24 protein-coding genes and 1 riboswitch are annotated in these 26,402 nt (G+C 73.8%); of the genes, 9 read left to right on the plus strand and 15 right to left on the minus strand.

What is annotated here, in order from left to right:
- Positions 1–114: 114 nt before the first annotated feature.
- Positions 115–1,353 carry a glycoside hydrolase family 18 protein gene (locus tag AC02VZ_RS07820; protein ID WP_476474929.1) on the plus strand — a complete coding sequence of 413 codons (1,239 nt, stop codon included), beginning with the start codon at positions 115–117 and terminating at the stop codon, positions 1,351–1,353.
- Positions 1,354–1,506: 153 nt separating this feature from the next.
- Here AC02VZ_RS07820 and AC02VZ_RS07825 read toward each other — a convergent pair whose 3' ends face one another.
- From AC02VZ_RS07825 to AC02VZ_RS07835, 3 genes are all read right to left on the minus strand, one after another.
- Positions 1,507–2,172, minus strand: coding sequence for a TetR/AcrR family transcriptional regulator (locus AC02VZ_RS07825; protein ID WP_476474930.1), 666 nt, complete (start codon positions 2,170–2,172; stop codon positions 1,507–1,509).
- A 63-nt stretch (positions 2,173–2,235) separates the two neighbouring features.
- The gene (locus AC02VZ_RS07830; RefSeq protein WP_432056404.1) at positions 2,236–2,382 is read right to left on the minus strand and encodes an SCO1431 family membrane protein; all 147 of its coding nucleotides are present in this window, start codon (positions 2,380–2,382) and stop codon (positions 2,236–2,238) included.
- 262 nt (positions 2,383–2,644) lie between these two features.
- The gene (locus tag AC02VZ_RS07835) at positions 2,645–4,015 is read right to left on the minus strand and encodes a peptidase C39 family protein (RefSeq protein ID WP_432056405.1); all 1,371 of its coding nucleotides are present in this window, start codon (positions 4,013–4,015) and stop codon (positions 2,645–2,647) included.
- Positions 4,016–4,278: 263 nt separating this feature from the next.
- On the opposite strand from AC02VZ_RS07835, the gene AC02VZ_RS07840 reads away from it, so the two are divergent.
- From AC02VZ_RS07840 to AC02VZ_RS07855, 4 genes are all read left to right on the plus strand, one after another.
- A complete protein-coding gene (locus AC02VZ_RS07840; protein ID WP_432056406.1) occupies positions 4,279–4,890 on the plus strand; it encodes a uridine kinase family protein in 612 nt (203 codons plus the stop codon).
- A gap of 89 nt (positions 4,891–4,979) precedes the next feature.
- On the plus strand, positions 4,980–5,120 hold the full coding sequence (locus tag AC02VZ_RS07845) for a hypothetical protein (RefSeq protein WP_432056407.1): 141 nt from the start codon (positions 4,980–4,982) through the stop codon (positions 5,118–5,120).
- Complete coding sequence (locus tag AC02VZ_RS07850; protein ID WP_432056408.1) at positions 5,120–5,500, plus strand: hypothetical protein; 381 nt, start codon at positions 5,120–5,122, stop codon at positions 5,498–5,500. Before AC02VZ_RS07845 ends, AC02VZ_RS07850 begins: the two co-directional genes overlap by 1 nt.
- Before the next feature lie 819 nt (positions 5,501–6,319).
- Positions 6,320–8,179 (plus strand): AAA family ATPase, encoded by a 1,860-nt coding sequence (locus AC02VZ_RS07855; RefSeq protein ID WP_432056409.1) that lies wholly within the window; start codon positions 6,320–6,322, stop codon positions 8,177–8,179.
- A gap of 208 nt (positions 8,180–8,387) precedes the next feature.
- Here AC02VZ_RS07855 and AC02VZ_RS07860 read toward each other — a convergent pair whose 3' ends face one another.
- From AC02VZ_RS07860 to AC02VZ_RS07900, 9 genes are all read right to left on the minus strand, one after another.
- Entirely contained in the window at positions 8,388–9,476 is a 1,089-nt protein-coding gene (locus AC02VZ_RS07860; protein ID WP_432056410.1) for a hemolysin family protein, read from the minus strand.
- On the minus strand, positions 9,473–10,804 hold the full coding sequence (locus AC02VZ_RS07865; RefSeq protein ID WP_432056411.1) for a hemolysin family protein: 1,332 nt from the start codon (positions 10,802–10,804) through the stop codon (positions 9,473–9,475). Before AC02VZ_RS07865 ends, AC02VZ_RS07860 begins: the two co-directional genes overlap by 4 nt.
- Before the next feature lie 466 nt (positions 10,805–11,270).
- Entirely contained in the window at positions 11,271–11,741 is a 471-nt protein-coding gene (locus tag AC02VZ_RS07870) for a PH domain-containing protein (RefSeq protein WP_432056412.1), read from the minus strand.
- 19 nt (positions 11,742–11,760) lie between these two features.
- Positions 11,761–12,624: an ATP phosphoribosyltransferase gene (gene hisG, locus AC02VZ_RS07875; RefSeq protein ID WP_432056413.1), complete on the minus strand. Its 864-nt coding sequence runs from the start codon at positions 12,622–12,624 to the stop codon at positions 11,761–11,763.
- Positions 12,625–12,672: 48 nt separating this feature from the next.
- Positions 12,673–12,945 carry a phosphoribosyl-ATP diphosphatase gene (locus AC02VZ_RS07880; protein WP_164332367.1) on the minus strand — a complete coding sequence of 91 codons (273 nt, stop codon included), beginning with the start codon at positions 12,943–12,945 and terminating at the stop codon, positions 12,673–12,675.
- 34 nt (positions 12,946–12,979) lie between these two features.
- Positions 12,980–13,465, minus strand: coding sequence for a 6,7-dimethyl-8-ribityllumazine synthase (ribH, locus tag AC02VZ_RS07885; RefSeq protein ID WP_432056414.1), 486 nt, complete (start codon positions 13,463–13,465; stop codon positions 12,980–12,982).
- Positions 13,466–13,498: 33 nt separating this feature from the next.
- Positions 13,499–14,854, minus strand: coding sequence for a bifunctional 3,4-dihydroxy-2-butanone-4-phosphate synthase/GTP cyclohydrolase II (locus tag AC02VZ_RS07890; RefSeq protein WP_476474931.1), 1,356 nt, complete (start codon positions 14,852–14,854; stop codon positions 13,499–13,501).
- Complete coding sequence (locus AC02VZ_RS07895) at positions 14,851–15,495, minus strand: nicotinamide mononucleotide transporter family protein (RefSeq protein ID WP_432056416.1); 645 nt, start codon at positions 15,493–15,495, stop codon at positions 14,851–14,853. The genes AC02VZ_RS07890 and AC02VZ_RS07895 overlap by 4 nt, the downstream gene beginning before the upstream one ends.
- On the minus strand, positions 15,492–16,106 hold the full coding sequence (locus AC02VZ_RS07900) for a riboflavin synthase (RefSeq protein WP_476474932.1): 615 nt from the start codon (positions 16,104–16,106) through the stop codon (positions 15,492–15,494). Before AC02VZ_RS07900 ends, AC02VZ_RS07895 begins: the two co-directional genes overlap by 4 nt.
- 145 nt (positions 16,107–16,251) lie before the next feature.
- Positions 16,252–16,382, minus strand: a riboswitch (FMN riboswitch).
- 308 nt (positions 16,383–16,690) lie between these two features.
- On the opposite strand from AC02VZ_RS07900, the gene AC02VZ_RS07905 reads away from it, so the two are divergent.
- Both AC02VZ_RS07905 and AC02VZ_RS07910 read left to right on the plus strand, forming a co-directional pair.
- Positions 16,691–19,030 carry a chitinase C-terminal domain-containing protein gene (locus tag AC02VZ_RS07905; RefSeq protein ID WP_476474933.1) on the plus strand — a complete coding sequence of 780 codons (2,340 nt, stop codon included), beginning with the start codon at positions 16,691–16,693 and terminating at the stop codon, positions 19,028–19,030.
- 457 nt (positions 19,031–19,487) lie between these two features.
- A complete protein-coding gene (locus tag AC02VZ_RS07910) occupies positions 19,488–20,252 on the plus strand; it encodes an SDR family oxidoreductase (RefSeq protein WP_476474934.1) in 765 nt (254 codons plus the stop codon).
- A gap of 273 nt (positions 20,253–20,525) precedes the next feature.
- On the opposite strand, the gene AC02VZ_RS07915 is transcribed toward AC02VZ_RS07910, so the two are convergent.
- The gene (locus AC02VZ_RS07915; RefSeq protein WP_432056420.1) at positions 20,526–21,734 is read right to left on the minus strand and encodes an ROK family transcriptional regulator; all 1,209 of its coding nucleotides are present in this window, start codon (positions 21,732–21,734) and stop codon (positions 20,526–20,528) included.
- A 227-nt stretch (positions 21,735–21,961) separates the two neighbouring features.
- On the opposite strand from AC02VZ_RS07915, the gene AC02VZ_RS07920 reads away from it, so the two are divergent.
- Complete coding sequence (locus AC02VZ_RS07920; RefSeq protein WP_432056429.1) at positions 21,962–23,116, plus strand: MFS transporter; 1,155 nt, start codon at positions 21,962–21,964, stop codon at positions 23,114–23,116.
- On the opposite strand, the gene AC02VZ_RS07925 is transcribed toward AC02VZ_RS07920, so the two are convergent.
- Positions 23,076–23,537, minus strand: a complete 462-nt coding sequence (locus AC02VZ_RS07925; RefSeq protein ID WP_432056421.1) for an acyl-CoA thioesterase — start codon at positions 23,535–23,537, stop codon at positions 23,076–23,078. The two genes, AC02VZ_RS07920 and AC02VZ_RS07925, sit on opposite strands and share 41 nt — an antisense overlap.
- 176 nt (positions 23,538–23,713) lie before the next feature.
- On the opposite strand from AC02VZ_RS07925, the gene AC02VZ_RS07930 reads away from it, so the two are divergent.
- A complete protein-coding gene (locus AC02VZ_RS07930) occupies positions 23,714–25,198 on the plus strand; it encodes a uracil-xanthine permease family protein (protein WP_432056422.1) in 1,485 nt (494 codons plus the stop codon).
- On the opposite strand, the gene AC02VZ_RS07935 is transcribed toward AC02VZ_RS07930, so the two are convergent.
- Positions 25,180–26,292, minus strand: coding sequence for a glycoside hydrolase family 6 protein (locus AC02VZ_RS07935; RefSeq protein ID WP_432056430.1), 1,113 nt, complete (start codon positions 26,290–26,292; stop codon positions 25,180–25,182). The two genes, AC02VZ_RS07930 and AC02VZ_RS07935, sit on opposite strands and share 19 nt — an antisense overlap.
- Positions 26,293–26,402: the final 110 nt, after the last annotated feature.

Raw genomic sequence — 26,402 nt, forward strand, 5'->3', positions numbered from 1 at the left:
TTGGTCCGCACCATTGACCAAGGTGGTCTAGTCCTCCTAGTGTTTCGCTTCCCACCGGGTCACCGCGTTCATGCCAAACGACCCGGGCTCCCCTCCCCCACGAGGAGACACCGGATGCCATCCCCCCACCGCCCCCGCACCCTGCGGGCGCTCCTGTCCACCGCCTGTGCCGCCGTCCTCGGCGCCGGACTGCTGGCCGGCGCGAGCACCCCGGCCGCGACCGCGGCGACCTCGGCTCAGGAGGCCGCCGCCGGCTCGAAGGTCATCGGCTACTTCACCGAATGGGGCACCTACGACCGCGGCTATCTCGTCAAGAACATCGACACCTCCGGCTCCGCGGAGAAGCTCACCCACATCAACTACGCCTTCGGCAACGTGACCGGCGGCGCGTGCGCCCTGGGCGACTCCTACGCGGCCACCGAACGCACGTACACCGCCCAGGAGTCCGTCGACGGCGTCGCCGACACCTGGGACCAGCCGCTGCGCGGCACCTTCAACCAGCTGCGCGAACTGAAGGCGAAGCACCCCGGGCTGAAGGTCCTGTGGTCCTTCGGCGGCTGGACCTGGTCCGGCGGGTTCGGCGAGGCCGCGAAGGATCCGGAGGCGTTCGCCCGGTCCTGCCACGACCTGGTCGAGGACCCCCGCTGGGCCGACGTCTTCGACGGCATCGACATCGACTGGGAGTACCCGAACGCCTGCGGCGCCACCTGCGACACCAGCGGCCGGGAGGCGTTCGGCGACCTGATGGCCGCGCTGCGCGGCCGGTTCGGCTCCGACAGCCTGGTCACCGCGGCGATCCCGGCCGACCCCACGCCGGGCGGCAAGATCGACGCGGCCGACTACGCGGGCGCCGCCCAGTACGTCGACTGGTACAACCCGATGACGTACGACTTCTTCGGCGCCTGGGACGCCACCGGTCCCACCGCCCCGCACTCGGCGCTGACCTCGTACGACGGCATCCCGAAGGCGGACTTCCACAGCGCGGCCACCATCGACAAGCTCAAGGGCCTCGGCATCCCGCCGTCCAAGCTGCTGCTCGGCATCGGCTTCTACGGCCGCGGCTGGACCGGCGTCACGCAGTCGGCGCCCGGCGGTTCGGCCACCGGACCCGCCCCCGGCACCTACGAGCCCGGCATCGACGACTACAAGGTGCTGAAGGAGAAGTGCCCGGCCACCGGCACCGTCGGCGGCACCGCCTACGCCACGTGCGGCGACCAGTGGTGGAGTTACGACACCCCGGCGACCGTCGCGGACAAGATGGACTACAAGGACCGCGAGGGCCTGGCGGGCACGTTCTTCTGGGAGTTGAGCGGCGACACCGCCGACGGTGAACTGATCCGCGCGATCCGCTGACCGCACGGCTCCGGTCCGCGCGGGACACCGGGGCGGGGGTTTCCACGGGGGGACCTCCGCCCCGCCCGCGCCCTCGGGCCGCCCCCGGCCCGCGTCACGGCCGGGGTGCCGGGGAGTCGCGCCGGGCGCGGGTCCACCCCTCCCGGCGGGCGGTCACGGGTCCCGGCGGGCCGGTGCCGGGGCCGGGTGGGCCGGGTCCAGTTCCTCGATGGCCCGCAGGGCGCCGCCGAGTGTCTTGACCAGCAGCTCGGTCATCACGTCGCGGGGGAGTTCCGGGCGCTCGATCCAGGCGAGGGTGGCGCCCTCGACGCTGCACACCCAGGACAGCAGGCCCATCCGGGCCACCGGGCCGATCGCGTCGCCGTCGCCGGGCCCGTAGGCGCCCTCGGCGATCGTCGACACGATCGCCTCGCGCACCCCGTCGCGGACGGCCTGCACCTCGGTGTCGAACCCGACGCCGCCGCTGACGATCGTGCGGTAGGAGGCCTGGTTGTGCTCGGCGTAGCGCAGGTAGCCGTCGATGGTGCGGTGCACCCGGTCCACCGGCGGCCGGTCCGTCCCGCTCGCCGCGAAGGTCACCAGGTCGGCGACCGAGTCCTCGATGATCGCCAGGTAGTAGCCCCGCTTGGAGTGGAAGTAGTAGTAGATCAGCCCCTTCGCGACGTTCGCCTGGCGCGCGATGTCGTCCATGGAGAGCGCGTCGTAGGACGTGTCGGCGAACAGGCGCCGCCCGATGGCGATGAGCTCGGCCCGGCGCGTCAAGGAGCGCTCGGTGCCGCGCACTCGGGGCCGCGGGGCCGGTGGCCGGCTGACACTCAAGGTGACCCTTGTCTTCTGCGGGGGGCGGGACCCCCGCAGTATGGCAGGTCGGTCCGAGACGGGTCAGAGGAGTCCGAGCTGGGTGACGAGCATCGCCAGGACGACGACGAGGGTCCATCCCATGACGTGCTCGAGGATCTTCGGGCCGTCCTCCTGAGGACCCCCGGTGCGGACGCGGGTGGCGGTGACGGTGGCTGCGCTGGCGGTCATGGCATCTCGCTGGTCTCGGTGGTGCGGTGGATCCCCCGTGCGGAGTTGTCCACTTTGCCACCGGTAACGGCGGGTGCGGCCGAGACGTTGGTCACACCGGTGACTGACGTCGGCGTCACGGGGTACGGACCGCGCGGTCCGTCACGGCTCCGGGCCCGTGCTCGGGTGGGGCCGCGTCCGGTTCCTACCGCCCCGGGCCCGTGCTCGGGGGCCGCGCTCCGTCCGTCCGGCGCGCGGCCCCCCGCCTCGGCACTCCCCCGGCTCAGCGCACGCCCACCGCCGCCAGCGCCCTGCGCTGCCGTGCTCCGGGGCGGGCCGGGAAGTACAGGTAGCAGACGCCGCCGGTGCCGGAGACGACCTTGCCGGAGGCGTTGTACCGCTTGGTCCGCAGCCAGACGTTCTCGAACTCGCGCCGGCGGTAGACGCGCCGCACCGCCTCGTTGTCCGGCGAGGCCGGGTCGTTGGCGATCACGTCGCCGTCGGCGGTGAAGCCGATGACGGTCATCAGGTGGCCGGCGGTGCCGTACCCGGCGCCGGTCAGCTCCTCCTGGAGGAAGGACTGGGAGGTGATCGCCGGGATGCCCGCCGCGATCAGGGTCTCCAGGTCGGTCAGCGAGGAGAGCCGGGTGACCACGCCCCGGATGCCCTCGAACCCGGCCGCGTAGGCCGCGTTGAAGGGCCAGTTGCCGCAGCCCGCGTAGGCGTGGTCGTAGGTGTGGCGGGCCGCGTGGCACACCTGCGGGTCGTCGTAGGACGGGTCGACCCAGGCGAGTTGCTCCTCGGTCAGCCGCCCGCCCCAGTACTCGACGATCATCTGCGAGGAGGTGGGGCTGCACCACGCCTCGCCCCCGTTGTCGTACTCCGGGTACCGGCCCCGGTGGATCTCCTGGGAGTAGCGCGGGACGGCGAGTTCCCGGGCCACCCGGGGCGTGGAGGCGGGGACGGTGAAGCGGTCGGGGACGTCGGAGCCCATCGCGCCGAGCCGCCACACGGTGGGGGTGAGCCGGGTGCCGGGGCGGCGGTACAGGGTGAGCCGCAGCCGGAGGGCGGTCAGCCGCAGGCCGGAGGCCGGGTCGTCGACGGCCAGGGTGTCGGTCCAGACGGTGCTCCGGCCGTCACCCTGGCCCTCCACCGAGGTCCGCCGGATGTCCTGGTCGCCGGACGCCCAGCGGCCCATCACGTACCAGGGGGTGTGCGTGCCGTCGTCGTAGGTGCCGCGCAGTTCGATCCCCAGCCAGGTGCCCTCCGGGGTGTGCGCGTTCCAGGAGGCGATCGCCTCGGTCGCGGGGACGGCGAGCCGGTGGACGGGCGAGGTCCAGGTCGCGTACTCCCAGGCGTCGGTGCGGCCGGTGTGGGGGTCGGTGTACTCGGTGGTCCCGGCGGGGCGGGCGATCACCAGCCCGGGGTGGGGACCCGCGACCGCCCGGGTGCCGCGCGCGGTGCCGGCCCGCCAGTCGGCGGGAGAGGTCCAGGCCCGGTTGTCGACGTGACGCCCGGCGGCCCGGCGGCCGTCGGGGGGAAGGGCGCCGGGCGGGCCCGGGGCGGCGGACGCCGGGCTCGCGCCGCTGACGACGGCGACGGCGACGGCGGCCGTCAACAGGGTCCTGCGCGACGGCTGTTCGGCTCTGCTCATGGGTTTTTGGCCCCCAGGGGTCCGAGTCGTTTCAGGTCCGGTGCGGGGCCGGTCGGACCGTGTGCGTCGACCGGCGGGTGAGGCTGTGCGCCCACTATGGACGCAGCCGCGCCGGTCCGGCCAGCACCCGGGACCGTGCCGCGCCGGGCGCCAGAGGACCGGACCAGTGGCGGCCGGCCGGCGGAGGGAAGGGCCGCCGCTCACGGCCGCGGCGGGGTCGCCGGCCAGTGCAGGCCCCGGGGACCGCCTACAGTGCTGACGTCATGTCCACCGCACCCCCTCCCCCGCCGCGGGAGCCCGGCGTCCCGGCTCTCGCCTCCCGCATCCGCCGCCTCCCGCCCTCCTGCGGCCCGGCCCGGCTCGTCGGCGTCGACGGGCACGCGGGCTCCGGGAAGTCCACGTTCGCCGACCGGCTGGCCACGGCCCTCGGCGGTGCCCCGGTGCTGCGGCTCGACGACATCGCCAGCCACGAGGAGCTGTTCGGCTGGACCGGGCGGCTGTTGGCCCAGGTCGTCGAACCGCTCGGCCGGGGCGAGACCGCGCGCTACCGTCCCTACGACTGGCACGCCCGCCGCTTCGGCGCCCTCCGGCCGCTGCCGCCCGCGCCGGTGATCCTCGTGGAGGGTGTCGGGGCCGGGCGCCTGGCGCTGCGCCCGCACCTGGCGCTGCTGGCGTGGATGGACCTGCCGGCAGCGACGGCGTGGAGGCGGGGCCGGGCCCGGGACGGCGCGGAGCAACGGGAGTTCTGGGACGGGTGGGTGCCGGCGGAGCGACGCCACTTCGCCGAGGACCCGTCCCGGCCGTTCGCGGATGTGCTGGTGCGGCAGCGCGAGGAGGGGTACGAGGTGCTCGCGGGACCTGCCGGGACGGAGTGAACACGCGTGCCGCTCACCCTCGGTGACGGGCCGCCGGCAGTGCCGCGCGGGCACACCGCCACGGTGTGGACGGTCGTGTGGAAATGACGGTGGAGCAGCAACAGGAGCTCGCCGCGCGGGACAACGGGGGACCGTACGGGGAGAAACGACACGGGGAGAACGACCGGGCGCAGCGCTACGGCCGGGACTTCGCCCGTCAACTGGACCAGGCAGGGAACGCGATCCGCTGATGCAGTCCTCGAAGTCCTCGCCCACCGGAGACGGGCAGAAGACCGGTCACTCCGGACACCCGAGGGACGACCGCCCGCACCACCCCGACGACGACCGCCGCCTGCTCCGCGTGATCCTCGCCGTGCCGGTGGTGCTGCTGACCGTGGTGTCGGCGTTCTTCCTCTGGCTGGCGATCAACACCCGTCCGGACGGTGACGGGGACCAGGCCGCGTACGGCGGGATCGAGTTGGGCAGTGCCTTGGCCGTCGTCTCGGCGGGCGCGGTGGGATCCCTGTGGCTGTCGCCCTCGGTACGGCGGGTGATGCGGTGGCCGTGGGCGGTACCGGCCGTGGTGCTGGGAGTGGCGGCGGTGGCACGGTGGGCGTCCAGCGGGGCGTGAAGGCCCACTGCCCCGCGCGATCGACCTCCTGGTCGCTCTGTCGCCCGCACAGCCGACCGTTGGCCGAAGTCGCCCGCACAGCCGGTCCTTGGCCGATGTCGTCCGCACCGCGATGACGAGGTGTGCCGCTCCTGGAGGGCACGTTCGGACGATCCCTCGACGGGACTCCCCGGGCTCGGCGATGCTCCCGGGCCGCGCGCAGTGGCTCATCGGGTCCGGACCGGCCCAGGCATCGAGGGCGTCCGCGTCGGTGGAGTCCAGGGCCCGTGCCAGTGAGCGCGGTTCACCGGCGCGTGGGGCGCGTGCGGGGTCTCGCACCGCGTCGTCCAGGTGACGCTCCGTCACCACCGTTCCAGATGTGTCTCCGTGGTCGTTCCTCACCCTCGGTGAACGTGTGAAAACACCTCGTCGGACGCCTCGCGACGGGACCCCGACTCGGCTTGACCTGCGGGCCGTGCAGGTCTTACGTTCTCCGTGTGCGGCCCTTCGGGAGCCGCTCGCGGACACGAAGCCCCCGGTTGTTCCCCCGTGATCGGGGGCTTCGTTCTGCCCGCTCCGGCTCGTCCCGGCCGTCGAGCCTCCCTCACGATCACCCTGTGTCACCGCTCGGCTTCCCCGCGTACCGTCGACCCGCGGGTCGACGGTCCGGCGGCACTCTACGGACGGGGCCCCGCCGCGGGTACGATGCACCTCGGTGCGACCGGGGGCGCTGCTTCGCACACCTGCAACTCCGGCCCGCGGCGCAGTGGTTCGACCTTCGGGAGCCGACGGACGAGGGCCGGCCGGCACACGACGGGGGCACGGTTCGTGGGGGACGCGATGGACTTCGGCACGCAGGGCCCGCAGGCCCCCGCCGACCTGGCCTGGCTGCGCGGCGTGGACGCCTACACCATGGGCGCGTATCCGCAGGCGGAGGAGGAGTTCCGGAACGCGGTGCGGATCGACCCCGCGATGGCCGACGGCTGGCTCGGGCTGCACGCGCTGCGGGTCGACACGACGACCGCTCTGCTGCGCATGTTCCGGCACCGGGACCGCTTCGGCGAACAGCGCACCCGGCACCGGCGCACGCTCAACTCCTGGTACTGGCTGGGGTGGTGGGTGCAGCCGGTGCTGGAGAGCCCGCGCGACCTGCTGCTGGCGCACGCCTCCCACTGGCTCGACGGCCGCCACGTCCCCGAACTGGACCGGGCGCTCGCCGGACTGCCTCCGGTGGACACCGAGCCCCAGATCCGTTTCCTGCACGCCTGCCGGGCCTATCTGGTCAAGGACTGGGAGCAGTTGGTCCGGCACACCGATCCGCTGCTCGCCGACCCCGTGCTCGGCATCGAAGCGGGCCTGTTCGGCGGCATGGCCCGGGTCCGGCTGGAGATGTACGGGCAGGCCGAACCCCTGCTGTCCGCGGCCCTGATGCGCTGCCGCAGTGAGCAGCCGCAGCGCAAGGAACTGCGCTACTGGCTGGCCCGGGCGCACGAGGGGACCGGCCGCAGCGCCGCCGCGCTCCCCCTGTACCGGGCGGTGCACCGGGTCGACCCGGCGTTCATGGACACCTCGGCACGGCTCGCGGCGATCTCCGAGGGGGACGGTTACGACGACGCCGGCCTGGCCGCCGTCACCCTCGCCGGCGCGGGACAGGACGCGATGGACCTGCCCGACACCCTCGACCCGCTGTTCGGCGCGGAGGGCCGGGACCTGCGGCTGTCCGACCCGGAGCCGCCGCCCGCCCCGCTGCCCCCGCTGTCCGGCCCGCCGGTGCGGGAGCGGGCCGGGGCGCCGTCCGTACCGCTGCCCACGGGGCCCACCGACCCGGTGTTACTGGAGGAGGCTCTCGCCGAACTGGAGCGCATGGTCGGCCTGGAGCCGGTCAAGCGCCAGGTCAAGGCGTTGTCGGCGCAGCTGAACATGGCACGGCTGCGGGCCGGGCAGGGGTTGCCGGTGCAGCCGCCCAAACGGCACTTCGTCTTCTCCGGCCCGTCCGGCACCGGCAAGACCACGGTGGCCCGCATCCTGGGCCGGGTCTTCTACGCCCTCGGGCTGCTCGGCGGCGACCACCTCGTGGAGGCGCAGCGCGCCGATCTGGTCGGCGAGTACCTCGGGCAGACGGCGGTGAAGGCCAACGAGCTGATCGACTCCGCGCTCGGCGGCGTCCTGTTCGTCGACGAGGCGTACGCGCTGTCCAACTCCGGGTACGGCAAGGGCGACGCGTACGGCGACGAGGCCCTCCAGGTGCTGCTCAAGCGCGCCGAGGACAACCGCGACCACCTGGTGGTGATCCTGGCCGGTTATCCGGAGGGCATGGACCGGCTGCTGTCCGCCAACCCGGGGCTGTCCTCCCGCTTCACCACCCGGGTCGACTTCCCGTCGTACCGGCCGCTGGAGCTCACCGAGATCGGCAAGGTGCTCGCCGCCGACAACGGGGACGTGTGGGACGAGGAGGCGCTGGAGGAACTGCGGTCCATCGCCGGTCACGTGGTCGACCAGCAGTGGATCGACGAGCTGGGCAACGGGCGTTTCCTGCGCACGCTGTACGAGAAGAGCTGCGCCTACCGCGACCTGCGGCTGTCCACCGTGCCGGGCACGCTGACCCGCGACGACCTGGCGACGCTCAGGCTGCCGGACCTGATGCAGGCGTACGGGGAGGTCCTGTCGGGCCGCAGCCCGCAGGACCCCCCGGGGCGGTGACGCCCCGGGGCGGTGCCGCCTCGCATCGGTCCCCACGGGGCCGGTGACCGCTCGGGCCGATGGCGCCCCGCGCCGGTATCGGTCCCCACGGTGCTGGTGCCCCTTCGGGCCGGTGGCCCCGCGCCGGTACCGGTCCGCACGGGGCCGGTGCCCCCTCGGGCCGGTGGCGCCCCGCCGACAGCCGCGGCCGCCCCCGGCCGCGCTCCCGCTACGTCGCCAGGGCCTGTTCCGGTGCACCGCCGACGCGCGGCTCGGTCAGCCGCACCTCGGGCAGCGACCGGTGGGCGGGGTCGTGGACCTCTCCGACCAGCACCTCCAGGACGTCCTCCAGGGCGACCAGGCCCAGCACCCGGCCGGAGGCGTCGGCGACCTGGGCCAGGTGGGTGGCGGCGCGGCGCATCACCGTGAGGGCGTCGTCCAGCGGCACGTCGCAGCGCAGGGTGGTCATGGGCCGCCACAGCCGGCGCGGCACCGGGTGCTCGTCGTCCTCCAGGTCGAGGACGTCCTTGACGTGCAGGTAGCCCAGGAAGGCGCTCCCGTCCTCGGCGGCGACGGGGAAGCGGGAGTAGCCGGTGCGGGCGGTGAGGTCGACCACGCGGGCCGGGGTGACGGCCGGGGGCACGGTCACCAGCGAGGCGGACTCCAGCAGGACGTCCGTCACCGGGCGGGAGCCCAGTCGCAGGGCGTCCTCCAGGCGTTCGGCCGCCTCCGGGTCGAGCAGGCCGGCCCGGCCGGAGTGCTCCACCAGCCGGTTGAGCTGCTCGCTGGTGAAGACGGCCTCGACCTCGTCCTTCGGCTCGACGCGGAACAGCCGCAGCACGGCCGCCGAGCAGGCGCCGAGCGCGGCCGTGACGGGCCCGCACAGACGGGCGAACCGGACCAGTCCGGGGCCGAGCCACAGTGCGGCCTTCTCGGGGGCCGCCAGGGCGAGGTTCTTCGGCAGCATCTCCCCGACGACCAGGTGGAAGAAGACCACCACGGCGAGCGCGATGACGTAGCCGAGCGGGTGCACCAGGCCGTCCGGCAGGTGGATCCAGGTGAAGACGGGCTCCAGCAGGCGGGCCACCGTGGGTTCGGCGATCGCGCCGAGCGTCAGGGAGCAGACGGTGATGCCGAACTGGGCCGCCGCCATCATCTGCGGCAGGTGTTCCAGGCCGTGCAGGACCCGGCGGGCGCGGGCCGTGCCGAGCGGTTCGATCTGGCTGCGCCGTACGGAGACGAGGGCGAACTCGGCGCCGACGAAGAAGCCGTTGGCGAGCACGAGCAGGGCGGCGAACAGGAGGTGGAGGGTACTCATCCCACGGCCTCCACCAGCGGCAGGGGCGCGGTTCTGACCAGGCGGACGCGGTCGGCGCGGTAGTGGCCGACCCGGCGCACCGACAGCCGCCACCCGGGCAGGTCGACGTGGTCCCCGACGGCGGGGATGCGGCCGAGCCGGTCGGCCACCAGCCCGGCGACGGTCTCGTAGGGCCCGTCGGGGGTCTCCAGGCCGATGCGCCGCAGCAGGTCGACGCGGACGCCGCCGTCGACGTCCCAGGCGGGGTTGCCGTCCTGCGGCGGGGCCGCGGTGAGCTGGGGGGCGTCCGGATCGTCGTGCTCGTCGCGGACCTCGCCGACGATCTCCTCGACGATGTCCTCCAGGGTGACGACCCCGGCGGTGCCGCCGTACTCGTCGACGACCACGGCGATGGGCTGCTCGCTGCGCAGCCGGGCGAGCAGGGCCGGCACGGGCAGGGTCTCGGGGACGAGCAGCGGGGGCCGGGCGAGGGTGTCGACGGGGGTGCGGAGCCGGTCGCGGGCGGGCACGGCCAGCGCGTCCTTGAGGTGGACCAGGCCGGTCACCTCGTCGATCCGCTCGCGGTAGACGGGGAAGCGGGACAGACCGGTGGCCCGGGTGAGGTTGACGACGTCCTGGGCGGTGGCCGAGGACTGCAGGGCGCTCACCTTCACGCGGGGCGTCATCACGTGCTGAGCGGTCAGCTCGGCCAGGGACAGGGTGCGGACGAAGAGGTCGGCGGTGTCCTCCTCCAGGGCGCCGGCCCGGGCGGAGTGCCGCGCCAGGGAGACCAGTTCGCCCGGGGAACGCGCGGACGCAAGCTCCTGAGCCGGCTCGATGCCGAAGAGACGCACCAGGCGGTTGGCCACGGCGTTCAGCCCGGCGATGACCGGACGCAGGACGCGGGCGAAGACGTACTGCGGGCCGGCGACGAAGCGGGCGACCTGCAGCGGGCGGGAGACGGCCCAGTTCTTGGGCACGAGTTCACCGATCACCATCTGCACGGCGGAGGCCAGCAGCACGCCGACGATCACGCAGATGCCGGGCACCGCGCCGGCGGGGACGCCGAGGGCGGTGACCGGGCCGTGCAGCAGCCGCGCGAGGGCGGGTTCGGCGAGCATGCCGACGACCAGGGAGGTGAGGGTGATGCCGAGCTGGGTGCCGGAGAGCTGGAAGGACAGCTCCTTCAACGAGGCGACGACCCGGCGGGCGCGCCGGTCGCCGGTCGCCGCGGCCCGTTCGGCGTCGGGGCGCTCGACGGTGACGAGGCCGAACTCGGCGGCCACGAAGAAGCCGTTGGCGAGGATGAGCAGGAGGGCGGCTGCCAGGAGCAGCAGGGGGGTGGTCACGATGCCACCGCCTCCCGTGGGACGCGGACCGGGCGGAGCCGGCCGGCGCTATGTCGGGAGGGGGCGGCGCAGGTACTGCAGGACGATCCGTCCATCGCCGGAGGGAGTCACTCCTCGGGTCGCGGGAAGCCCCTGGCGCGCCGGGCGGGCGGCAGGGGCGCGGGCGTGGTCGTCACGCCCGCGTCCACCAGATTAATCGGGACCGGGGCCGCGGCGGCAGGGTGAGGGACCCGGACGGGTCCCTGATGTGCGGACGGCCCGCCCCGGAGGGGTGCAGGCGTCGGGAACCCGGACGGGTCCCTCAGGTGCGGGCGGACCGGCCCGGAGGGGTGCCGGGACGGGCCGGGGCGCGGGTGCGCCGGCGGTGGGCGCGGTCCCGTGCCCGCGGGTGTGGGGCACCGGATCTGCCGCGGGTGTCGGGCACGGAACTGCGCGACGCCCGCGGGCAGTGCGGTGGGAGCCCTGGTCAGCCCCGGGGCGCGTCCGGGCCGGCCGTGGAGTGGGCCGCGGCCAGGGCGCGCAGCGCGCGGGCGTCGGCGATGGCGTGCTGCTTGGCGATGCCCGGCTGGATGCCGAGCGCGGGCAGGCTGGTGCCGTCGCTGAGGTCGAGGAAGACCCAGGGGTCGCCGGGGCGGAGGTGGACCTGGATGATCTCCGGCCACTCCAGGCGGCGGCGGGTGACGATGTTGACGACGGTGACGCCCGTCTCGTCGCACTCCACCCGCGGGCGGGCCAGAAGGTACAGCACGCCGCCCAGCAGGGCGCCGGTGAACACGAAGCTGAGGCGTTCGCCCGGCCCCAGCTGGGTGAGCAGGACGCCGATCAGGCTGACGGCGACGAAGATCGCGACGCCCATCGTGAGCAGCACCGCGCGGGTACGGCCGGGGCGGAAGGTGACGGGCAGGGTGGGCGTCCCGGACGGGGTGGCAGTCGACATGGTCTCGCTCCCGGCCCGGTCAGAGGCGGCAGGCGTGGATGGCCGTGGTGAGGATGGCCCGCGCCCCGATGTCGTAGAGGTCGTCCATGATGCGCTGGGCCTCCTTGGAGGGGACCATGGCGCGGACGGCGACCCAGCCCTCGTTGTGCAGTGGGGACACCGTCGGGGACTCCAGTCCCGGGGTGAGGGCGACGGCCTTCTCCAGCTGTTCGACCCGGCAGTCGTAGTCCATCATCACGTAGGTCCGGGCCACCAGGACGCCCTGGAGGCGGCGCAGGAACTGCTGCACCTTGGACTCGACGCTGTCGTCGGGCTCGTCGGCCGCCCCGGAACGGCGGATGACGACCGCCTCGGACGTCATGATGGGCTCGCCGATGACCTGCAGGCCCGCGTTGCGCAGCGAGGTGCCGGTCTCCACGACGTCGGCGATGACCTCCGCGACACCGAGTTCGATGGCGGTCTCCACGGCGCCGTCGAGGTGGACGACGGAGGCGTCGATGCCCCGCTCCTCGAGGTGCCGGGCGACGATGCCCTCGTAGGAGGTGGCGATGGTCATGCCGGTCAGGTCGGTGACGCCGTTGGCGGTGCCGGGGCGGGTGGCGAAGCGGAACGTGGAGCGGGCGAACCCGAGGGGCAGGATCTCCTCGGCGCGGGCGCCGGAGTCGACCAGCAGGTCCCGGCCGGTGATGCCGATGTCGAGGCGGCCGGAGGAGACGTAGATGGCGATGTCGCGCGGGCGGAGGTAGAAGAACTCCACCTCGTTCGTCGGGTCGACGACCCGCAGTTCCTTGGTCTCGCGGCGCTGCTGGTAGCCGGCCTCATGCAGCATCTCCGCCGCAGGGCCGGACAGTGAACCCTTGTTGGGGAGGGCGATGCGCAGCATGAGGTCGGCTTCCTTCGCGGTGTCGGGTGGTGGGGGCGTGCGGGCGGGTCAGAGGTGGGCGTAGACGTCGTCGAGGGAGATGCCGCGGGCGACCATCATCACCTGGACGTGGTACAGCAGCTGGGAGATCTCCTCGGCTGCCGCTTCCTTGCCCTCGTACTCGGCGGCCATCCAGACCTCGGCGGCCTCTTCGACGATCTTCTTGCCGATGGCATGGACGCCCTTGTCCACCAGTTCGGCCGTGCGGGAGGTGGCGGGGTCGCCGTGGGCGGCCTTGTGCTGGAGCTCGGTGAAGAGCTCCTCGAACGTCTTCTTGGACATGGTGGTCCTTACCCTACGCGCTGTCGGGCCCTGCTCACCGCCAGGGTTCGGATACCGAACGCAGGCAGGCGGCGGTCGCCACGGCGGCGGTGACGGCCTCGTGGCCCTTGTCCTCGCTGGAGCCGGGCAGCCCGGCCCGGTCCAGGGCCTGCTCCTCGGTGTCGCAGGTGAGGACGCCGAAACCGACGGGCACGCCGGTGTCGACGGAGACCTGGGTGAGGCCCTGGGTGACGCCCTGGCACACGTAGTCGAAGTGGGGCGTGCCGCCCCGGACGACGACGCCGAGGGCGACGACCGCGTCGTAGCCGCGTCCGGCGAGCACCTTGGCGACGACCGGGAGTTCCCAGCTGCCGGGGACCCGCAGCAGGGTGGGCTCGTCGATGCCGAGGTCGTGCAGGGCGCGCAGGGCGCCGTCGACCAGTCCGTCCATCACCTTCTCGTGCCACTGCGCGGCGATGACGGCGACCCGCAGGTCGCCCACGTCGCGTACGGACAGTTCCGGTGCACCCTTGCCGCTCACGTCTCTCCTCGGTGGTTCGTCTGCTGGTTGCCGCTACTGGTTGCCGCAGGCCGGCACGGTCGGTGCGTCCAGCCAGGGCAGGTCGTGGCCCATCCGGTCCCGCTTGGTGCGCAGGTAGCGGAGGTTGTGCTCGCTCGCGGTGACGGGCATCGGCTCACGGGCGGTGACGGCGATGCCGTGGCGCACGAGCGCGTCGGACTTGTCGGGGTTGTTGGTCATCAGGCGGACCCGGCGCACGCCGAGGTCGGCGAGGATCTGGGCGCCGGCGCCGTAGTCGCGGGCGTCGGCGGGCAGGCCGAGTTCGAGGTTGGCGTCGAGGGTGTCCCGGCCGCGTTCCTGGAGTTCGTAGGCGCGCAGCTTGGACATCAGGCCGATGCCGCGGCCCTCGTGTCCGCGCAGGTAGACCACGACGCCGCGGCCCTCGGCCTGGATGCGCGCCAGGGAGGCGTCCAGCTGGGGGCCGCAGTCGCAGCGCTGGGAGCCGAAGACGTCGCCGGTGAGGCATTCGGAGTGGATCCGCACCAGGACGTCCTCGCCGTCGCCGAGGTCGCCGTGGACCAGGGCGACGTGCTCGACGCCGTCGGCGGTGGAGCGGTAGCCGTGGGCGGTGAAGGTGCCGTGCGCGGTGGGCAGGCGGACCTCGGCCTCCCGGCGGACGACGGGTTCGGCGCTGCGGCGGTAGGCGATGAGGTCCTCGATGGAGATGATCGTCAGGCCGTGCTTGCGGGCGAAGGGGACCAGTTCGGGCAGCCGCAGCATGCTGCCGTCCTCGCCGGCGATCTCGACGATCGCGCCGGCCGGGCGCAGTCCGGCGAGGCGGGCGAGGTCGACGGCGGCCTCGGTGTGGCCGTCGCGGACCAGGACGCCGCCGGGCCGGGCGCGCAGCGGGAAGATGTGCCCGGGGCGGACCAGGTCGGACGGTTCTGCGGTGCCGCTCGCCAGCAGGCGGAGGGTGGTGGCGCGGTCGCCGGCGGAGATGCCGGTGGTGACGCCGTGCGCGGCGGAGGCGTCGACGGAGACGGTGAAGGCGGTCTTCATCGACTCGGTGTTGTCGTCCACCATCTGCGGCAGCCGCAGGCGGTCCAGTTCGTCACCCTCCATGGGGGCGCAGATCAGGCCGCGGCACTCGCTCATCATGAACGCGATGATCTCGGGGGTGGCCATCTCGGCGGCGATGACGAGGTCGCCCTCGTTCTCGCGGTCCTCGTCGTCGACGACGACGACCGGGCGGCCGGCCGCGATGTCGGCGACGGCCTGCTCGACCGGGTCGAGGGCGAGGTCCTCGGCGTCGTCGAGGACCGGGGGGACGACGGGGCGGGACAACGGCCGGCTCCGCTGCGGCGGGGCGGCCTCGTCGAGGGCGGTGACGCGTGACGGGACAGCGCTCATGCCGGCGCTCCTTCCAGGGCGGGCCGCACGTCCTCGCGGGAGCGCAGCCACCAGTCGCGCAGGCCCCACAGGACCAGCGCGCCGTAGATGACGTAGACGAAACCGGAGAAGGCGAAGCCGTTGGCGAAGTTCAGCGGGACGCCGACGAGGTCGACCAGCAGCCAGGCGAACCAGAACTCGACCATGCCGCGGGCCTGCGCGTACATGGCGACGATGGTGCCGACGAAGATGTAGGCGTCGGGCCAGGGGTCCCAGGACAGGGACGGGTAGAGCGTGAACAGCCCGCCGACGGCCAGGGTGCCGGCGGTCGCGGCGCCCGCCAGGAGGAGCCGTTCGCGGCCGGTGGCGAAGCGGACGGCGATGGAGCCGTCCTGGGCCTGCTGCCGGCCCCGGTTCCACTGGGCGAAGCCCCAGGCGGCGACGAGCATGACGACGATCTGCTTGCCGGCGCTGCCGGAGAGGTGGGCGGTGGCGAAGGCGGCGAAGAGGATCAGGCCGGAGAGGAACTGGGCGGGCCAGGTCCACAGGGAGCGCCGCCAGCCGAGGGCGAGGGCCAGCAGGCCGATCACGTTGCCGATCATGTCGGACCACTTGATGTGCTGGCCGAGGACGGTGAACGCCTCCGCGTTGAGCCAGTTCACCGCGCGTTCCCCCCGCCGAGGGCCCGGTCGCCGATCATGCGCTCGACGTACTTGGCGATGACGTCCACCTCCAGGTTGACCGGGTCGCCGGGCTGCTTGAGGCCGAGCGTGGTCAGGTCGAGGGTGGTGGGGATGAGGCTGACGGTGAAGAAGTCGGGTCCGGCGTCGACGACGGTGAGGCTGATGCCGTCGACCGTGATGGAGCCCTTCTCGACGACGTAGCGGGAGAGGTCGGCGGGCAGCGAGATCCGGACCAGTTCCCAGTGCTCGGAGGGCTTCCGGTCGAGGATCTCGCCGGTGCCGTCGACGTGGCCCTGCACGATGTGTCCGCCGAGGCGGGCGCCGAGGGCCATGGGGCGTTCGAGGTTCACCCGGGAGCCGACGGCGAGGGCGCCGAGGCTGGAGCGGTTCAGGGTCTCGGCCATCACGTCGGCGGTGAACTCGTCGCCGTCGTGCTCGACCACGGTGAGGCAGACGCCGTTGACGGCGATGGAGTCCCCGTGCTTCGCGTCCTGGGTCACGACGGGGCCGCGCAGCCGGAAGCGGCAGGCGTCGTCGAGGGTCTCGACGGCGGTGACCTCGCCCAGCTCTTCGACGATTCCGGTGAACACTTCCCGGGTCCTCCTGCCTCTTCGGGCACGGACTCCGGGGCTGTCGACGACGACAGATCGTACGGGCGAGGACACCGGGGGCGACGCCGGACGGAATCCGCCCCGAGGACGGACCGGTACGGCGGCGCGCATGGATGCCCGCCCGCCGCGCACTGCCTCCCATCCGGACTTTAACCGTCGGTCCAGGAATTTCACCTGGTCAACCGGCCGCTGGAGGCGACCGGGTCGCGGACTGTAACCGCCGGTTCGGACTTTCACCGACCCCGGAGTGCGCTGCTACTGGTACAGGGCCAGTGTGCCATGACCCTCCGGGGTCCAGACAGGCGGTCGGTGTGGAGTGACTCACAGACGCCGGGCCCCGGGGGTGCGCGACCGGTCCGCGAACCGCACACCGCCCCCGGCCGCGGACCTCACACCGCCCCCCGGCCGCGAACCCCGCGCCATCCACGGCCGCGGACCGCGCGGGAGGCGAACTCCGCCCCGGGGTGTCCGGCCTGACGCGCCGTCGAATTGGTCCATACCTATTGACGCTTTGGTCTAGTCCTTTTAGATTCTGCGCCACCTTCAGTGGAGAGGAACCGACTGTGCCGTCCCCCTCACGTCCCGGGGCGAGACCTGCCCTGCTCGCCTCCGCGGCCGCCGTCGCGGGCCTGCTGCTCGCCGCCCTTCCCGCCACCGTCTCGCACGCCGCCGACCAGGAGTCCTGTCGCCCCGACGGGCTGTACCGGACGCCCGGGGTCGACGTCCCCTACTGCTCGGTCTACGACTCGGCCGGGCGGGAACGCATGGGCGACGACCACCAGCGCCGGGTGATCGGCTACTTCACCGGCTGGCGCACCGGCAAGGACGGGAAGCCCGCCTACCTGGCCTCCGACATCCCGTGGGAGAAGATCACCCACATCAACTACGCCTTCGCCCACGTCGACAAGGGCAACAAGCTCTCCGTCGGCCCGGACAGTGCCACCAACCCGGCGACCGGGATGACCTGGCCGGGCGTGTCCGGCGCGGAGATGGACCCGGCGCTGCCCTACAAGGGCCACTTCAACCTGCTGACGAAGTTCAAGAAGCAGCACCCCGACGTCAAGACGCTGATCTCGGTGGGCGGTTGGGCCGAGACCGGCGGCTACTTCGACGCCGACGGCGACCGGGTGGACTCCGGCGGCTTCTACTCCATGGCCACCAACGCCGACGGCTCGGTCAACCACGCCGGCATCGACACCTTCGCCGACTCGGCGGTCGACTTCCTGCGCACCTACGGCTTCAACGGCCTCGACATCGACTACGAGTACCCGACCACGATGAAGGACGCGGGCAACCCGCTCGACTGGTCCTTCGCCAACGCCCGCCGGGCCGGCCTGGTCAAGGGCTACGCGGAACTGATGAAGACCCTGCGCGAGAAGCTGGACCGCGCGGGCGAGGAGGACGGCAGGCACTACCTGCTGACGGTGGCGGCCCCCTCCTCCGGCTACCTGCTGCGCGGCATGGAGACCTTCCAGGTCCAGAAGTACCTGGACTACGTCAACATCATGTCCTACGACCTGCACGGCGCCTGGAACGAGTACGTCGGCCCGAACGCCTCGCTCTTCGACGACGGCAAGGACGCCGAGCTGGCCGCCTCGGGCGTCTACACGACCTCCCAGTACGGCGGGATCGGCTACCTCAACACCGACTGGGCCTACCACTACTTCCGGGGCTCGATGCCGGCCGGCCGCATCAACATCGGCCTGCCGTACTACACGCGCGGCTTCAAGAACGTCACCGGCGGCACCGACGGCCTGTGGGGCAAGGCCCCCTCGACCGACTGCCCCGCCGGATCCGGGCTCACCAAGTGCGGTGACGGCGCCACCGGCATCGACAACCTCTGGCACGACCTGGACGACAACGGCGAGGAGTCGCCCGCCGGGTCCAACCCGATGTGGCACGCCAAGAACCTGGAGAAGGGCGTCGTCGGGGACTACCTCACCGACTACGGCTTCCCCACCGACACGCAGCTGACCGGGACCTACGCCCGCAAGTACGACTCCACCCTGGTCGCGCCCTGGCTGTGGAACGCCGAGAAGAAGGTCTTCCTGTCCACCGAGGACGAGCAGTCGGTGAAGGCCAAGGCCGACTACGTCGTCGACCGCGGCATCGGCGGCACGATGGTGTGGGAGCTGGCCGGCGACTACGACTGGAACGCGGCCACGGGCCAGTACGAGCCGGGCTCCACGCTGACCACCGCGATGTACGAGAAGTTCCGGTCCGCCGCCCCCTACGGCGCGACCCGGGCCACCACCGAGATGCCGTCGGACGCCCTGGACATCGACGTCGACTTCGGTCAGTTCCCGCTCGGCGACTCCAACTACCCGATCAGCCCGAAGCTGAAGATCACCAACAACACCTCGACGGCCCTGCCCGGCGGCACGGAGTTCCAGTTCGACTACGCCACCTCCGCGCCGGGCAACGCCAAGGACCAGTCCGGCTGGGGCACGACGGTGATCCGCTCGGACCACACCGGGGACAACGTGGGCGGCCTGAAGGGCGACCACCACCGGGTGTCGCTGAAGCTGCCGGCCTGGCAGTCGCTGGCTCCCGGGGACTCGGTGGAGCTGGACTTCGTCTACTACCTCCCGGTGTCCACGCCGTCGAACTGGACGGTGACCTTCGGCGGGAAGACCTACGCCCTGGCCGGTGACCTGGCCCGCGGCACCACCGTCGTCGAACCGGGCGGCGGCACACCCACCGACCCGCCCACGACCCCGCCCGGCGAGCCCGGCGAGCCCGGCGACTGCACCGACCCGGCCTGGAACTCCTCCACGGCGTACGGCGGCGGCAGCGTGGTCGCGCACGACGGGCGCGTCTGGAAGGCGCAGTGGTGGACGCAGGGCGAGGAGCCCGGCACCACCGGCGAGTGGGGCGCGTGGCGGGACCAGGGAGCCTGCTGACCGCCCACCGGACCGGCCCGGCGGCGGTGACGACGGCCCTTGCCCGCCGCCGGGTCTCACCACGGCACGCCCCGGGGCGTGGTGCGAGAGGAACGTCGTCCGCCCGGAGGGCGGGCCCGGCGGCGTCCGGAGCGTGCGACCGCACGGCGGAGGGCCGTCCCGGCACCGGTGTGTCCGGACGACCCCGGCAGCGCCGCGAGCGTGCGTGCCGGGCGTCGCCGGGCAGGCGGCGCTCTCGCGACACACCCGGGGCGCCACCGCACCCCGCCGCGCGGCGCACCCCATGGTGCCGCGCGGCGGGCGCGTTCCGGCCGGCCGCGTGTGCGGCTCCGGCCCCGGTCCCTCAAGCTGGACTCGGTACCCCGCCGGGCGGTGTCACCTTCCGCGGGCACCCGCTCGTCCTCCCGGTGAGGGTGCCCCGCAGGGGGGCGCCCGGTCTGCGAAGGGACTGAACAGCATGACCACGATCCTGGTGACCGGAGGGACCGGAACGCTCGGCCGGCCCGTGACCGAGCGGCTGCGCGCGCAGGGGCACGACGTACGGGTGCTCAGCCGGCACGCCGTGCCCTACTCCGTCGACCTGCGCCGGGGCGGCAGTTCCCTGGACGCGGCGGTCGCGGGAGTGGAGACGGTCGTCCACTGCGCCACCTCCCCGCGCGGCGGGGACGAACAGGCCGCCCGGAACCTGATCACGGCGGCCCGGCGGGCGGGCGTGGCACACCTCGTCCACATCTCGATCGTGGGCGTGGACCGGGTGCCGTTCGCTTACTACCGGTCGAAGCTGGCGGTGGAACGGCTCCTCGAGGACTCCGGCACCGGCTGGACGGTACTGCGGGCCACCCAGTTCCACGACCTGCTGCTCACGGTCTTCCAGGGGATGTCCCGGCTGCCGGTCGTGCCGCTCCCGGCCCGGGTGAAGGACCAGCCGGTCGAGGTCACCGAGGTCGCGGACCGGCTGTGCGAGCTGGCCCAGGGGGCGCCGGCGGGGCGGGTGGCCGACCTGGGCGGCCCGGAGATCCGGACGATGGACTCGCTCCTGCGCTCCTACCTCCGCGCCGCGGGCCGCCGCCGCGCGGTGGTGAAGGTGCCGCTCCGGGGCGCCTCCTACCGGGCGTTCCGCGCGGGCGGACACCTGGCGCCGGACCACGCGGTGGGCACGCGCACCTTCGAGGAGTTCCTGGCCGCCCGGCGCGAGGGAGCGACGGCCCGGGCGCACAACTGAGGGGTCGTCAACTCACCTACTGACTGACACACTTGACGGGGCGTGGCATCCGGGCCGGCCGGAACACGGGACGTCGTGACCGCCGGGCCACCGGGCCACCGGGGCGCGGGGCACGGCACCGCGAGAGCCGTCCGGGGCCGTCGCGGGCCGCCCACAGGGCCGCGGTCCGCCGGGGACGGCATCCGCCTCCGGGGGCGGCGTCGTCGTCACCCCCGGCGTGAGGCCCCCGGCGTGAGGCCGCCCTCGGCGGACGGGTCCGCACTCCCCCGCCGCCTACCCCTGCCGCCCGCCGAACAGTTCGTCCTGGGCGTGGTCGCGCGCCGTCAGCAGGGCACCCTGGAGCACGGCCTCGCCGCCCAGCGTTCCGGGGCGCACCTCGGTCGGCAGCGGTGACATCCGGGCCAGGCGGTCCCGCACCCGGGCGGCCAGCGGCTCGCCGCCCGCCTGCCCGATCTCGCCGCCCAGCACCACGCAGCCAGGGTCCAGCACCGCCACGGTGGACGCCACGCCCACCACCACGCGGTCGGCCAGGGCGTCCAGGAAGGGGCCGGCCCCCGGCACCGGGGCGGGGTGACCGGTCTCCTCCAGGGACCGCACGGCCGCCCGCACCGCTCGGGCCGCGGCCGGTTCGGCGCCCGGCTCCGCGGGCACGCCGTGCTCCGCGGCGAGGGCCGCCACCGCCGACGCCCCGGCCAGGGAGTGGAAGCCGCCCGCGCAGTCGGTCGCCGAGGGCAGGCCGTCGGTGCCCGGGACCGGCAGGAAGCCGATCTCCCCCGTGCCGCCGGAGGCGCCCCGGCGCAGTACGCCGTCGAGGATCACGGCGGCGCCGGTGCCGTGCCCGAGCCACAGCAGGACGAAGGTGTCCCGGTCCCGGGCGGCCCCCTCGCGCTGTTCGGCCAGGGCGGCGAGGTTGGTCTCGTTGCCGACGCTGACCCGGGTGCCGGGGTGGCGTTCCTGGAGGGCGGCGACCAGCCGGCGGTGCCAGGCGGGCAGGCCGGTGCTGTCGCGCAGTTCGCCGGTCGCGGGGTCGATGAGGCCGGGGGCGCCGATGCCCACGGTGTGCAGCCGGTCGGCGCCCGCCTCCTTCACGGTCCGCTCGACCAGCGTCACCGCCTGCTCCACGGCCGGCCCGGTCGCGGTGTCGCCGGTGATCGGGGCGGCGGCCCGGGCCAGGACCCGCCCGACGAGGTCGGAGACGACCACGGCGACGCCCTCGGTGCGCACGTCGAGCGCGGCCAGGTGCGCTCGGCCGGCGACGATCCCGTAGAGCTTGGCCTTCGGCCCGCGCCGCTGCTCGCCGGCCTCCCCGGTGACCGTGATCAGCCCGGCGGCGGTGAGGCGTTCGACGAGGTCGGCGACGGTGGGGCGGGAGAGCCCGGTGAGTTCCTTCAGCCGGCCCGCGGTCAGCGGGCCCTCGCGCTGGAGCAGGCGCAGGGCGAGCCGGTCGTTGATGGCGCGAGCGGTGCTCGGTGATGCGGCCATGCCGGGATCCTCCCAGATCGGCGGGGGGCGGCCGGGCCACGGGACGGCGGCCGTGCCGGAAACCCGCTTATCTATCAGGCAGGGTTCCTGATAATTTACCTCGGCGCGCAGACGGCGCGGGCAGGCCGAAGGGGCGGGACATGGGTCCAGGGGTGCACGGACGGCACGAACAGCAGGAACAGCATGAACGGCACGGACGACAGGGGCTGAGGAGGGCCCGGTACGCCGTGGCCGCGGTGTTCGCGGTGCACGGCGCGGTCACGGGCTCGTTCGCCACCCGCGTGCCGTGGATCCAGGACCATGCCGGGGTGAGCGCCGGGCAGTTGGGGCTGGCGCTGGCCTTCCCCGCGCTCGGCGCCTCGCTCGCGATGCCGGTCGCCGGGCGCGTCAGCCACCGCTTCGGCGCCCGTGCCGCGCTGCGCGGGCTGCTCGCCCTGTGGACGGCCTCGCTCGTGCTGCCGTCCCTCGCCCCGGACATGGTGACGCTCTGCCTGGCGCTGTTCGTCTACGGTGCCACGGCCGGGATGTCCGACGTGGCGATGAACGCGCTCGGCGTGGAGGTGGAGAACCGGCTGGACCGGTCGATCATGTCGGGGCTGCACGGGATGTGGAGTGCCGGGGCCCTCATCGGCTCGGCCGCCGGGGCGCTCGCCGCCCACCTCGGGGCGGACGCCCGGCTGCACCACCTGCTGGCCGCAGCCGTCCTGACCGCGATCGGCGTCGCCGCCTGCCGCTGGGTGCTCGACCTGCAGCCGGCCGCGGACGAGGACCCGCCCCCGCGGTTCGCGCTGCCGCCCCGCTCGGCCCTGCTGATCGGCGCGATCGGCTTCTGCGCGGTGTTCGCGGAGGGCGCGAGCCTGGACTGGTCGGCGGTCTACCTGCGCGACCGGATGGACGCCTCGGCGGGTCTGGCCGCCGCCTGCACCACGGGATTCACGCTCACCATGGCGATCGCGCGGATCGCCGGGGACCGGGTGGTGGACCGCTTCGGCGCGGTGCGCACGGTCCGGGCGAGCGGGACCCTCGCGGTGCTCGGCGGCCTGCTGATCGTCCTGGCGGACCGTCCCGCCACGGCGATGGCGGGCTTCGCGCTGACCGGTCTGGGCATCGCGGTCGTGGTCCCGCTGTGCTTCGCCGCCGCGGGCCGCAGCGGCAGCAACCCGAGCCTGGCCATCGCGGGTGTCGCGACCATCACCTACACCTCGGGCCTGGTCGCCCCCAGCGCGATCGGCCTGGTGGCCCAGGCGACCAGCCTGATGGTGTCGTTCGCGGTGGTCACGGTCCTGTCCTGCGGTGTCGCGGGGCTGGCCGGCGTACTGCGGGCGGGCGACCGCACGAAGGTCACGCCCGGGGCGGCAGCAGTTCCCGGGCCGCGGCCCTGAAGTCCCCGGTCCACGGCGTCGGGCGCAGCGTCGCCGCGTCCAGCCGGACCAGCACGCGGCTGCCGCGCGCGTAGGTGACCGTGCCGTCCGCCGAGCAGACGCGGAAGCCGTAGGTCAGTCCGGTCCGGCCCAGCCGCTCCAGCCACAGGTGGACGGCGTAGGTGCCGGCCCGGGCCACCGGCGCCTCGTAGGTGATCCGCAGTTCCTTGACCGCGTTGCAGGCGTCGCCGGCCTCCGTCCAGTCACCGGCGAAGCGGATGCCGTGCCGCTCCCAGTAGGCCGACCAGGCCCGCTCGACCAGCAGCGGGTAGCGGGAGTTGTGCATCAGGCCCAGCGCGTCGAGGTCGTCGAAGTGGACGGTGGCGGGCATCAGCAGCCCGTAGGGGACGGCGGTGGGGGCGGGCGGGGCTTCGACGGTCACAGTGGTGCTCCTGGGGCGTGCGGGATCAATGCCGCATACAGCGATAGGCGGCACGGGCCCATCCTAAGCAGACGCTCAGCCCTGCCGCGGGAACCCCGCCGCGCCGTCCTGAGCACTCCTTTCCGGCCCTCACAATGGTCCGGACACGCTGCACGTACGAACGAAAGCGACACCCCATGGATTTCGGCGTCCGCTGGAGACTGCACGGTGACGGGCGCACCCCCGCACCCGGTGCGGTGGTCCGCCCCGACGAACGGCTCTCCTGGCCCCGCACCGCCGGACTCGGCGCCCAGCACGTCGTCGCGATGTTCGGGGCGTCGTTCGTCGCTCCGGTCCTCATGGGGCTGGACCCGAACCTGGCCATCATGATGTCCGGGGTCGCGACGATGGTATTCCTGCTGGCCACCCGCGGACGGGTGCCCAGCTACCTGGGGTGCTCGCTGTCCTTCGTCGGCGTCGCCGCGGTGATCCGGACGCAGGGCGGCTCCAGTGCCACCGTCACGGGCGCCGTCTTCGTCGTGGGTGCCGCGCTGTTCCTGGTCGGGCTCGCCGTGCGGCGTTTCGGGGCGCGGATCATCCACGCGGCGATGCCGCCCGTCGTCACCGGCGCGGTGGTGATGCTGATCGGCTTCAACCTGGCGCCGGTCACCGCGTCCACCTACTGGCCGCAGGACCAGTGGACGGCCCTGTTCGTCATGCTGTTCACCGGGCTCGCGGTGGTGTGCCTGCGCGGCTTCTGGTCCCGGATCGCGATCTTCCTCGGGCTGGTCTTCGGCTACGTCCTGTCCTGGGCGCTGGACCGCGTCTTCGGGCGGATCCACTCGGCCGACGGGAGCGGCGAGGTCACCGACCACTGGCGGCTGGACCTGTCCGGGGTCGGCCAGGCCGACTGGATCGGACTGCCCACCCTGCACGCCCCGTCCTTCGAGTGGTCCGCGATCCTGGTCGCGCTGCCGGTGGTGATCGCCCTGATCGCGGAGAACGCCGGGCACGTCAAGGCGGTCGGCGAGATGACCGGCGACGACCTCGACGACAAGCTGGGCACCGCGATCTCCGCCGACGGCGTCGGCTCGATGCTGTCCACCGCGGCCGGCGGCCCGCCGACCACCACCTACTCCGAGAACATCGGCGTGATGGCCGCGACCCGCGTCTACTCCACCGCCGCCTACTGGGCCGCCGCCCTGTTCGCCCTGCTGTTCGGGCTCTGCCCGAAGTTCGGCGCGGTCGTGGCGGCGATCCCGGGCGGGGTGCTCGGCGGCATCACCGTCATCCTGTACGGCATGATCGGTCTGCTCGGGGCCCAGATCTGGATCAACGCCAAGGTGGACCTGCGCAACCCGCTGAACCTGGTCCCGGCCGCCGCGGGCATCATCATCGGCGTCGGCAACGTGACGATGGAGTTCACCGACACCTTCTCGCTGAGCGGCATCGCGCTGGGCACCGTCGTCGTCATCACCGGCTACCACGCGCTGCGCGCCTTCGCCCCGCCGCACCTGAAGACGCAGGAGCCGCTGCTCGACGAGGGCACGTCCTCCTACACGGACACCGCCGACCGCGCGGAGACCGCCGACGGCGGGGCCGGGGACGACGGGGCCGGGGAGAACGGGGCCGGGGACGACCCGGACGCCGGGGGCGGGACCGCTCAGCGCGCCAGGTCGTAGGCGTACGACGCGGTGAACGTGCCCGGCGCCCCCCGGCACCCGTCGGACTCCCCCGGCAGCTTCACCCAGAGGTAGGCGTCGATCCCGGCCTCGCCGGTGTCGAGGGTGGGGGCCCGGCCGAGCTTGCGCCCGGCCGGGTCGCACCACTCGCCGTCGGCGGGGGCCCCGGCGCCGTTGCGGCTGGTGTCGATGACCGCGCCGAGCCCCGACCCGCCGAGCGCGTCGAGCACCCGGCGGTCGTAGGCGATCTCGTCGGCGGTGCTGTGGAAGTTGGAGACGTTGCTGAAGATGCCGTCGGAGGAGGCGGCCGAGGCGGCACCGGCCTGCCGCAGCCAGGCGGCCTGCCGGGCCGGCGGGTGCCAGCCCGAGTGCCCCGCGTCGAAGTAGACCCGGGCCCGGGGGTTGGCCTGCTTCATCACGCGTCCCGCCCTCGCCAGCGAGGCGAAGCGGTCGGCCCGTGCCCCCGCCGACAGGCACGCGGCCTGCGCCACCGAGTCCGGCTCCAGGACGACGACGACCTCGCCGCCGCCCAGCCCGGCCGCGAACCGGTCGATCCAGCGGTCGTAGGCGTCGAGGTCGGGGGCGCCGCCCTGCGAGTGCCCGCCGCAGTCCCGGTCGGGTATCGCGTACGGCACCAGCACGGGCACCCGTCCCCGGGCGGCTGCGCCGGAGGTGACCGACCGCACCCGTGCGGTGACGGTGTCCGGGGAGTGCTCGGCGAACCACACCGCCGCCGGCTGCCCGGCGATCCGGGACTCGATGACCGCGCGCCGCGGATCGCCCGGGTTGGCCCGCACCCAGTCCAGCACCCGGGACTCCGGGTGGCGGTACAGCCGGGCGGACACCGGCGCCGCCCGCCGCTTCCGCGCCGTGGGCGAGGGCGACGTCTTCGTTCTCGGCTTCTGCGCCGGGGTGGCGGAGGGCGAGGCGGACGTGGGCGAGGGGGAGGCGGACGGCACGGCGGGCAGCGGGTGCAGCCGGGGAGTGCCGGTCACCTCCGGCCGCGCCGTGTCGGAGCCGCGGCCGCCACCGGCCGCGGAGAGCAGGCCGGCCGCGGTGCCGAGGGCGACCACGGCGGAGGCGGCGGCGACCATGACCCCGCGCCGGGCGGCACGGCGCCGCTCGGCCCGCCGGCCGGCCAGGCGCCGGGCGCGTGAGCCGGACATGTGGTGTCCCCCTCCCCCACGGCGGGCGCGTTCCCCCG

Source organism: Streptomyces sp. 3-6 (assembly GCF_056323165.1).

Coding starts and splice junctions, on each gene's coding strand:
- AC02VZ_RS07820 (WP_476474929.1), top strand. CDS start 115: ATGCCATCCCCCCACCGCCCCCGCACCCTGCGGGCGCTCCTGTCCACC.
- AC02VZ_RS07830 (WP_432056404.1), bottom strand. CDS start 2,382: ATGACCGCCAGCGCAGCCACCGTCACCGCCACCCGCGTCCGCACCGGG.
- AC02VZ_RS07835 (WP_432056405.1), bottom strand. CDS start 4,015: ATGAGCAGAGCCGAACAGCCGTCGCGCAGGACCCTGTTGACGGCCGCC.
- AC02VZ_RS07840 (WP_432056406.1), top strand. CDS start 4,279: ATGTCCACCGCACCCCCTCCCCCGCCGCGGGAGCCCGGCGTCCCGGCT.
- AC02VZ_RS07850 (WP_432056408.1), top strand. CDS start 5,120: ATGCAGTCCTCGAAGTCCTCGCCCACCGGAGACGGGCAGAAGACCGGT.
- AC02VZ_RS07855 (WP_432056409.1), top strand. CDS start 6,320: ATGGACTTCGGCACGCAGGGCCCGCAGGCCCCCGCCGACCTGGCCTGG.
- AC02VZ_RS07860 (WP_432056410.1), bottom strand. CDS start 9,476: ATGAGTACCCTCCACCTCCTGTTCGCCGCCCTGCTCGTGCTCGCCAAC.
- AC02VZ_RS07870 (WP_432056412.1), bottom strand. CDS start 11,741: ATGTCGACTGCCACCCCGTCCGGGACGCCCACCCTGCCCGTCACCTTC.
- hisG (WP_432056413.1), bottom strand. CDS start 12,624: ATGCTGCGCATCGCCCTCCCCAACAAGGGTTCACTGTCCGGCCCTGCG.
- AC02VZ_RS07880 (WP_164332367.1), bottom strand. CDS start 12,945: ATGTCCAAGAAGACGTTCGAGGAGCTCTTCACCGAGCTCCAGCACAAG.
- AC02VZ_RS07890 (WP_476474931.1), bottom strand. CDS start 14,854: ATGAGCGCTGTCCCGTCACGCGTCACCGCCCTCGACGAGGCCGCCCCG.
- AC02VZ_RS07910 (WP_476474934.1), top strand. CDS start 19,488: ATGACCACGATCCTGGTGACCGGAGGGACCGGAACGCTCGGCCGGCCC.
- AC02VZ_RS07915 (WP_432056420.1), bottom strand. CDS start 21,734: ATGGCCGCATCACCGAGCACCGCTCGCGCCATCAACGACCGGCTCGCC.
- AC02VZ_RS07930 (WP_432056422.1), top strand. CDS start 23,714: ATGGATTTCGGCGTCCGCTGGAGACTGCACGGTGACGGGCGCACCCCC.
- AC02VZ_RS07935 (WP_432056430.1), bottom strand. CDS start 26,292: ATGGTCGCCGCCGCCTCCGCCGTGGTCGCCCTCGGCACCGCGGCCGGC.